Genomic DNA, 7822 nt, shown 5'->3' with positions numbered 1-7822 from the left:
CATGGAGATGCTGGCGCCCCTGGGGCCGGTGTACCAGGCGGGGACGTTGTCCGGTAACCCGCTAGCCACCGCCGCAGGCCTGCTCACGCTCCAGCTGGCCAACGACGCCGTCTACGCCACGGTGGCGCGCCGTTCCCAGCAGATCGGGGAGGTCATCAGCCAGGCGCTCTCCGCTGAGGGCGTGGCGCACCGGGTCCAGCGCTCGGGATCCCTGTTCTCCGTCATGTTCGGGACCGAGGCGGCCGAGCACGGTGTGCGGGACTATGACCAGGCGCGCGCTCAGGAGACCTTCCGTTTCGCCCCCTTCTTCCACGCCTTCCTGGAGGCCGGCGTGGCGCTGCCGCCGAGCGTCTTCGAGGCCTACTTCGTCTCCGCCGCCCACGGCGAGGCCGAGCTGGAGCGGATTGCTGAGGCTGCGCCGTCGGCCGCCCGCGCTGCGGCCCAGGCCAAGGCGCCGGCGCAGGAGTAGCGGCTCCGACCCCCTACTCCTCCACCGACCACGTGCGCCACGTCCGACCATCGCATTCGCGCACATACCGTGGTCGGTGGCGGATCGGGTGGTCGGTGGACACATAGGTGGTCGGCCAGGGCTCAATCAGGGCAGGCCCTGATATCGGGGCTGCGTGGCAGAGCCCAGACTGGAGCCATGACACAGCAGTACCCCTCCTCCGCCGCGACCGCCGCCCCCAGCTTCTCCGAGCGCCTCGAGAGCTGGCGGACCCACCTCCCCCACCGTTCCCGTCGCCGCCTCATCGGCGGAGTGTGCGGGGGCCTGGCCGAGGCATGGGGCGTGGCCCCCACCGTGGTCCGCCTGGGGGCTCTCCTGGCCGCGCTCCTGCCCGGGCCGATGTGGGTCGCCTACGCCGCCGCCTGGGTCCTCATGCCCGAGGCCGACTGACCGCGCCGAGGCCCGCTGCCTCACAGCGTGGCGAGAGCGGCCTCGTAGGCCCGGACGTCAACCTCAGCGAAGGCGCAGATGACGATCCTCAGCGTCGAGTCCGGGTGCCGGTCCAGCCATCGGCCGATCGTGTCAAGGACCAGCGGCGCCGCCTCCTGCTTGGGGTAGCCAAAGACCCCGGTGGACACCGAGCACAGGCCGACGCTGTCGAGCCCGGCGCCCTCGGCCGCGTCCAGGACGCTGCGGTAGCACGAGGCGAGCAGGTCGCGGTGCTCCTGGGTCACTCCGTGGGTGACGATCGGCCCGACGGTGTGGATCACGTGGGCAGCCGGCAGGTGGTAACCGCCAGTGACCAGCGCGCGCCCGGTCTCCTCGGGGCGGCCCTCGCGAGAGTCCATGTAGCGCGCGCACTCCGCCCGCAGCCCAGGGCCGGCCGCCGCGTGCAGGACGTTGTCGATGCAGCGGTGGCCGGGCACGAAGCACCCGAGCATCGCCGAGTTCGCGGCGTTGACGACGCCGCCCGCACGCAGCGTCGTCAGGTCGCCTCTCCACAGGGCCACCTGGGTCCCGAGCCGGCCGGAGACGCCGTGCGTCGCCACCAGGGTCGGCACGGTGAGCGCGTCAGGACTGCCTGCTGAGGCCACTCGCTCACGGCTGCGCGCAGCCAGGAAGTCATCGAGCTCGCGGGCGACGGCGTCGTCAATCGGGGCAGGAGCGCGCACGGTGAGCAGCGCGTCCAGATAGGCGCGCATCGAGCGCGGCGTCATCCGCGCCAGCTGGGCGTCACTGGACTGGGTGACGAGATCGCCCGCCGTGACCTGCCGCGCGAAGTAGCGCGTGAGGCGGGTCAGGCGGGCGAGCTCGTCAGCTGGGGTCATAGGACCAGACTAGGCAGTGCGCCAGGTCTGGGCACGCACTCACTCAGCGGCGTAGTTCTGGGAGGCGAGGAACCAGGCCTGCTGCTCCAGCTTGAGGGCGATGTCCTCGATGATGCCCGAGGACATCGGGTCAGTCTCGTCGACGACCTTGTGGATCTCACGCAGGGTGGTCACGGTCGCGTTGATCGCCGAGACGGCGTAGTCGACGGCGTCGGAAACGATGACGAGCTCGGCCGGAGCGGCCGGAAGGCTGGAGTCAGCCACCGCGGCGGGTCGGCCGTCCGGGACCGCGTTGAGGGCGCGCATGCGCTCGGCGATCTCGTCGGAGGCCGCACGGGCGATGTCAACGACGACGTCGAGGTTGAGGTGGATGGAGCGGAAGCCCTGGCCCACGACGTTCCAGTGGACCTGCTTGCCGACGAGGCTGAGGGCGGTGACGTCGGTCAGGGCGCGCTGGAAGGCTTCACGCAGCTCAGGGGTGGCCGTGAAGGTGGGCAGGACAGCGGGGGCAGTGACGTTCTTGGTGCTCATGGCTCCTACTTTACATCAGCGTCAATCAAAAATACAGGAGTTGATAACTGTCTCTTAGAAGGTGGGATCCTCTCCCAGCCCCCCTCGACCGGGCGCTCAGCCCTCAGCCTGCTCGCCAGCCTGCTGAGCGGCGATCTTGGCCTTGACCTCATCCATATCGAGCTCCCGCGCCTGAGTGATCAGCGCGTCCAGAGCCTTCGCGGGCAGGGCGCCGGCCTCACGGTAGATCAGGACGTCGTCACGGAAGACCATGAGGGTCGGGATCGAGGTGATACCCAGCGCTCCAGCCAGCGCCTGCTCAGCCTCGGTGTCCACCTTGGCGAAGGTCAGGTCCGGGTTGGCCTCGGAGGCCTTGTCGAAGATCGGGCCAAACTGGCGGCAGGGACCGCACCAGGAGGCCCAGAAGTCGACCAGGGTGATGCCCTCGCCGCGGACCGTCTCGTTGAACTGCTCGCCGGTGATGTTGATCGTGGCCATGGTGGCTCCTTAGGTCGTGAACGGCACCGCGACAGGCGATGCCCGGCTGCTGCCAACACCCACGCTAACCGATAGCACCGCCTATGTATTCCTCCCTCTCAATCAGTCTTCACTCATGGAAATGATCCTCCGCCACGACAACCTGGTCCAGGCCGTCCAGGACGCGATGTGGCAGCCGGTCTATCCGGGCTGAGCACCGAGCTGACAGACTGCAGCCCATGCCGGACCCGCAGCAGCCCACCCTCCCCCCCACGCCCGCGCGCCAGCGAGTCATCGGGCTCGACGTCGCCCGCGCCCTCGCGCTGATCGGGATGGTCAGCGCCCACCTCCTGGCGACGGGAGGCCCTGCCCTCACGGTGACGGACGGCTTTCCCTCTGCCCTGTTCGCCGTCCTGGCCGGGATCTCTCTCGCTCTCATGTCCGATCGCGGCGTGAGGGTGGGAGGGGCGGCGCTAGCCACGAGCCGTCACAGCCTCCTGGTGCGCGGCCTCGTCCTCATCCTCCTTCACCAGGTACTGACGGCGGTCAACGGCCCGATTCAGGTGGTGCTGGAGGCCTTCGGCATGGCCTACCTGGCCATGGCCTGGATGCCGCGGTGGCGCACCCGGACGCTGTGGCTCGCCCTGGCGGTGCTGGCGCTGGCCTCCGGCACCATCCACGCCGTCATCCTCACCTTCTACCCGCCGGTGCCCGCGGTCCTGGACTACCCCTACCCGCTGCTGGGCTGGATGACCTACATGAGCGTCGGTCTGCTCCTCCACCGGCTGGTCCTGCACTCACCCCGACGCCAGGTGGCGCTCCTGGCGCTGTGCGCGCCGGTGGCCGTGGCCGGGACGCTGGTGCGCGAGCACACCGCGCTCGGCCTGCCATCGCTGCTGGAGACGCAGGGAGGTATCCGCGGTGTCCTCTGCCTCATCGGCGACCCCACCTCCCACTCCGCAGGCCTGGCGGACCTGGTGACGACGACGGCGGGCTCACTGGCCGTCATCTGCCTGTGCCTGCTGCTCTTCCGCCATCAGGCGTGGTGGTCCTTCCCCCTGCAGGCCATGGGCTCAATGTCCCTGACCGTCTACGTCGCACACGTCGCCTCCGCAGGACCCGTCATGGCCCGCTCCACTCTGCCCTCCTACCCGCTGCTGGGATGGGCCACGATCGTCCTGGCTCTCGTGCTGCCCACGCTCCTTCGCCTGCGCTGGCGCCGCGGCCCGCTGGAGGAGCTCATGCGGCGCCTGACCCGCATCGCCACCAACCCGGCTCTGCCACCCCGTTCCTTCCATCACAGGTAACGGACAGGTTCTTTACGCTGAGCCAACCTCCGGGCTGACAGCCTCGGCTGCGTGCTACAGAGACAGTCACCTACCTCACCACCGTCCACGCGTCCGAGCGACGCCGCAGCCCGCCAGCCTCAGGTGCTGGGCCACGGGGCCGCGGTGCCCTCACGCCCACGCATCATCGGCCTGGACATCGCTCGGGCCCTGGCGCTGGCAGGGATGGTCAGCGCCCACCTCATCTCGATCGACGGACCGGTCGCGATGCTCACCAGCGGCTTCCCGGCGGGCTTGTTCGCCCTCCTGGCAGGCACCTCGCTGGCGCTGATGTCTGAGCGCGGGGTCGCCCGCGGTGGAACCACCTTGGCCCGCAGCCGCCACAGCCTCATCGTACGCGGCGTCCTGCTCGTGGCCGCGCCCGTCACCGCCACCGGGATCGTCCTGCGTGAGCGCGTCCAGGTGGGTTACCCCCCGGCGAGTCAGCGAGCCTGAGCTCCCTGCTGCCCGTGGCTCTCGGCCCCGGCGCCCACACAGGCGGCCTGGCTGACGTGGTGATGACGACGGCGGGAAGCCTGAGCGTCGTGTGCCTGTGCCTGCTGCTCTTCCGCCACCAGACCTGGTGGTCCTTCCCCCTGCAGGCCATGGGCTCAATGTCCCTGACCGTCTACACCGCCCACATCCTCACCGCCGGGCCCACGCTGTCCGCCCGCGGGCTGGGCACCTACCCGGCGCCGGGATACGCCACCGTGGCCTTCGCACTGGTCCTGCCCACGCTCCTTCGCCTGACCTGGAGCCGCGGCCCGCTGGAGGAGCTCATGCGGCGCCTGACCCGCATCGCCACCAACCCCGAGCTCCCACCGCGGCAGGTCAACCACCGCGCGCGCTCGTGACCCTCCCGTCCCGCCAACGCATCCAGGACGCGCACCAGGCTGCACGCCCACCTCGACCTCCCTGGCCCCGACGAGGCCAGAGCATTGAAAGGAACACCATGACCCGTACCCGCACGATGACGGCCACGGCCCTGCTGGCGCTGCTCGCCCTGGCACCGGTCAGCAGCGCCCAAGCGCTGGAGAGCCCTCACATGGCCCCGGACAACGCCGAGTCCGCCACGGTGGTGTCAGAGAAGATCACGGACAAGGGCCAGTTCGGCGACTGCACCGGCACGGCGATCGCGCCGCAGTGGGTGCTCACGGCCCGGCACTGCGTCGAAGCGGCCGAGGGTGCCAAGGCCTCGGGCGCGGTGAGGGTCGGCAACGGGGATAACACCCGCGAGATCCCCATCGACCGGTGGGAAGTGGCTCCCGGAGGGGACGTGGCTCTCATGCACACCACCGAGGACATGGGGTTGAGCCACTACGCGGAGATTGACGACCAGGCGTGCTACTCCGGCCAGGCCACCGCCTACGGCTGGTCGCCGTCAGGCAGCGGCAAGGGCAAGCAGCTGCCGGTCGCCAACGCGACGATCACCGGCAAGAGCCAGTACAACCTCTATGAGGGCGCGCCCGGCATCAAGGCCCAGATGGAGGAGGGCGCAGCGATCCAGGGAGGCGACTCCGGAGGCCCGCTCTTCTACGAGGGCAAGGTCACCGGCGTCGTCACCGCCAGCATCAACCCTGTGGCGGACGCTGCGGCAGGAAAGAGCGGGGACGGAGCGCTGCCTGACAGCGACGTCGACGTCAAGCAGACGCGCGACGCGGTCTACAGCCCTGTCGCCGACCAGAAGGAGTGGATCACCAAGACGATCTCGGGGCAGGAGTCGGCTTCCACGGCACAGGGTTCGTCCTCCGAGGCATCCTCCTGCACGTCTATCAGCCCCGCCGTGCTCATCGGCGGCGCGGTCGTCGCCGGCCTGGGTGGTGCAGCAGTGACCGGGCTGTTCCTACGGCGCGGACAGCGCGCGGCCCAGTAGCCACCGGTGGGCAGGCACGTGCCACTGAGCCTGCCCGCCGGGTCCGGGCCCGTCGACCCACCAGAGCCCGGACACGGACGCGTCGGGGGCGTGCGCAGTGATGAGACTGCGCACGCCCCCGACTCCTGTCAGATCAGGAACGCGCCTGGCCCAGCTCGGCGGCCACCAGCTCAGCGATCTGGACGGCGTTGAGGGCCGCCCCCTTGCGCAGGTTGTCTCCGACGGCGAACAGCGAGATGCCATGGCCCTCGTCCCACGCCTGGTCCGCGCGCACGCGGCCCACGAAGGTGCCGTCGCGGCCGGCACCCTTGAGGGGGCTCGGCACCTCCTCGTAGGTGACGCCGGGGGCCTGGCGCAGCAGCTCGATGGCGCGCTCGGCGCTGATCTCCCGCTCGAACTCGGCCGAGACGCTTACTCCGTGACCGGAGAAGACCGGGATACGCACGCAGGTGCCGGAGACCTTGAGATCGGGGATCCCAAGGATCTTGCGCGACTCGTTGCGCAGCTTCTGCTCCTCATCGGTCTCCCGCGAGCCGTCGCCGGCGTCGTTGCCCGCCCAGGCGACGGCGTTGAAGGCGATGGTGTCCACGTAGACGCTCGGCTCCGGGAAGGTCACGGCTCGCCCGTCCAGCGCCAGGCCCTCCAGGTCGCCTCCCTGCTCGACGACGGTGCGCACCTGGCCGGCCAGCTCGGCCACGCCTGCGCGTCCCGAGCCGGAGACGGCCTGATAGGTCGAGGCGATGAGGCGCTTGAGTCCGGCCTCGTCGTGCAGGACCTTGAGGGCCGGCATGATGGCCATGGTGGTGCAGTTGGGGTTGGCGATAATGCCCTTGGGGCGCACGCGCGCAGCCTCGGGGTTGACCTCGCTGACCACGAGCGGGACCTGCGGGTCCTTGCGCCATGCGGAGGAGTTGTCCACCACGACGGCGCCGGCGGCGGCGAACCTCGGGGCGTACTCCTTGGAGGCGGCGCCCCCTGCGGAGAAGATGGCGACGTCGATCCCGGCCAGGTCCGCCGTCGCCACGTCCTCGACCTGGACACGGGCTCCGCGGAACTCCACCACCTGCCCGGCTGAACGAGCCGAGGAGAAGAAGCGAACCGAGCGGGCCGGGAAGTCACGCTCGTCCAGCATGGCGCGCATGACGCGCCCGACCTGACCGGTGGCGCCAACGACCGCGACGCACACGCCGTCGGCCGGGCCGACGTACTCGTTGACGACCTCAGACACTGTCTGCGAGCTCATGGGGTTACCTCACCTTCCGGTTCCGCCGTAGACAACCGCCTCGGCGGTCGACGCATCGAGGCCGAAGGCAGAGTGGACAGCGCGCACGGCCTCGTCGAGCACGGAGTCGTCGACCACGACCGAGATACGGATCTCGGAGGTGGAGATCATGTGGATGTTGACCCCGGCCTCGCTCAGCGCGCTAAAGAGCTTGGCCGAGACCCCCGGGTGAGAGCGCATGCCGGCGCCCACGAGGGAGAGCTTGCCGATGTCAGGGTTGAAGTGCAGGGAGCGGAAGCCGAGCTCCCCCTGAGCGGCCTCCAGGGCAGCGCGAGCGTCCGCCGAGTCGCCGTCGGGGCAGGTGAAGGAGATGTTCGTCAGGCCCGTGCCCTCGGCGGAGACGTCCTGGACGATCATGTCGATATTGGCGTCCGTACCCGCGACGATGGCGAAGATCCTGGCGGCGGCGCCGGGAACGTCCGGCACGCCCACGAGTGTGATCTTGTCCTGGCTGCGGTCGTGGGCGATACCGGAGATGACGGGAGCTTCCACGTTGTCCTCCTTTGCGGACGGGCGGGGGCGGGCCTTGGCGCGGGTCTGGATGGCGCGAGAGTGGGCGGCGCCGACGTTCGAGGCGTC

General features: G+C 70.0%; 12 protein-coding genes. 7 read left to right on the top strand and 5 right to left on the bottom strand.

Annotation, left to right across the window (positions count from 1 at the left end; all coding sequences use genetic code 11):
* Both HMPREF0058_RS01855 and HMPREF0058_RS01850 read left to right on the top strand, forming a co-directional pair.
* The coding region (locus HMPREF0058_RS01855) for an aminotransferase class III-fold pyridoxal phosphate-dependent enzyme (protein ID WP_006547960.1) at nucleotides 1-469 on the top strand (469 nt) is incomplete at its 5' end.
* Nucleotides 470-646: 177 nt separating this feature from the next.
* Complete coding sequence (locus tag HMPREF0058_RS01850) at nucleotides 647-898, top strand: PspC domain-containing protein (protein ID WP_006547959.1); 252 nt, start codon at nucleotides 647-649, stop codon at nucleotides 896-898.
* 20 nt (nucleotides 899-918) lie between these two features.
* On the opposite strand, the gene HMPREF0058_RS01845 is transcribed toward HMPREF0058_RS01850, so the two are convergent.
* From HMPREF0058_RS01845 to trxA, 3 genes are all read right to left on the bottom strand, one after another.
* On the bottom strand, nucleotides 919-1776 hold the full coding sequence (locus HMPREF0058_RS01845) for a macro domain-containing protein (protein ID WP_006547958.1): 858 nt from the start codon (nucleotides 1774-1776) through the stop codon (nucleotides 919-921).
* 39 nt (nucleotides 1777-1815) lie between these two features.
* Nucleotides 1816-2307, bottom strand: coding sequence for a Dps family protein (locus HMPREF0058_RS01840; RefSeq protein ID WP_006547957.1), 492 nt, complete (start codon nucleotides 2305-2307; stop codon nucleotides 1816-1818).
* Between the two features lie 96 nt (nucleotides 2308-2403).
* On the bottom strand, nucleotides 2404-2784 hold the full coding sequence (trxA, locus tag HMPREF0058_RS01835) for a thioredoxin (RefSeq protein ID WP_006547956.1): 381 nt from the start codon (nucleotides 2782-2784) through the stop codon (nucleotides 2404-2406).
* Between the two features lie 16 nt (nucleotides 2785-2800).
* Between trxA and HMPREF0058_RS12545 the strand changes: the two genes are divergently transcribed.
* From HMPREF0058_RS12545 to HMPREF0058_RS01815, 5 genes are all read left to right on the top strand, one after another.
* Complete coding sequence (locus HMPREF0058_RS12545; RefSeq protein WP_006547955.1) at nucleotides 2801-2977, top strand: hypothetical protein; 177 nt, start codon at nucleotides 2801-2803, stop codon at nucleotides 2975-2977.
* Nucleotides 2978-3002: 25 nt separating this feature from the next.
* The gene (locus tag HMPREF0058_RS01830) at nucleotides 3003-4070 is read left to right on the top strand and encodes an acyltransferase family protein (RefSeq protein ID WP_006547954.1); all 1068 of its coding nucleotides are present in this window, start codon (nucleotides 3003-3005) and stop codon (nucleotides 4068-4070) included.
* A 51-nt stretch (nucleotides 4071-4121) separates the two neighbouring features.
* Nucleotides 4122-4544 (top strand): acyltransferase family protein, encoded by a 423-nt coding sequence (locus HMPREF0058_RS01825; protein WP_048685195.1) that lies wholly within the window; start codon nucleotides 4122-4124, stop codon nucleotides 4542-4544.
* A 14-nt stretch (nucleotides 4545-4558) separates the two neighbouring features.
* The gene (locus tag HMPREF0058_RS01820; RefSeq protein ID WP_006547952.1) at nucleotides 4559-4942 is read left to right on the top strand and encodes a DUF418 domain-containing protein; all 384 of its coding nucleotides are present in this window, start codon (nucleotides 4559-4561) and stop codon (nucleotides 4940-4942) included.
* A gap of 98 nt (nucleotides 4943-5040) precedes the next feature.
* Nucleotides 5041-5961, top strand: a complete 921-nt coding sequence (locus HMPREF0058_RS01815) for a trypsin-like serine protease (RefSeq protein ID WP_006547951.1) — start codon at nucleotides 5041-5043, stop codon at nucleotides 5959-5961.
* Between the two features lie 133 nt (nucleotides 5962-6094).
* Here HMPREF0058_RS01815 and HMPREF0058_RS01810 read toward each other — a convergent pair whose 3' ends face one another.
* Nucleotides 6095-7204 (bottom strand): aspartate-semialdehyde dehydrogenase, encoded by a 1110-nt coding sequence (locus tag HMPREF0058_RS01810; RefSeq protein WP_006547950.1) that lies wholly within the window; start codon nucleotides 7202-7204, stop codon nucleotides 6095-6097.
* A 9-nt stretch (nucleotides 7205-7213) separates the two neighbouring features.
* A partial coding sequence (locus HMPREF0058_RS01805; RefSeq protein ID WP_006547949.1) for an ACT domain-containing protein occupies nucleotides 7214-7822 on the bottom strand: 609 nt, incomplete at its 5' end.

This window comes from Actinomyces urogenitalis DSM 15434 (assembly GCF_000159035.1).
Lineage (GTDB): Bacteria > Actinomycetota > Actinomycetes > Actinomycetales > Actinomycetaceae > Actinomyces > Actinomyces urogenitalis.
Note: the sequence above shows the minus strand (reverse complement) of the source record. Positions and strands in the feature narration are given on the sequence as shown.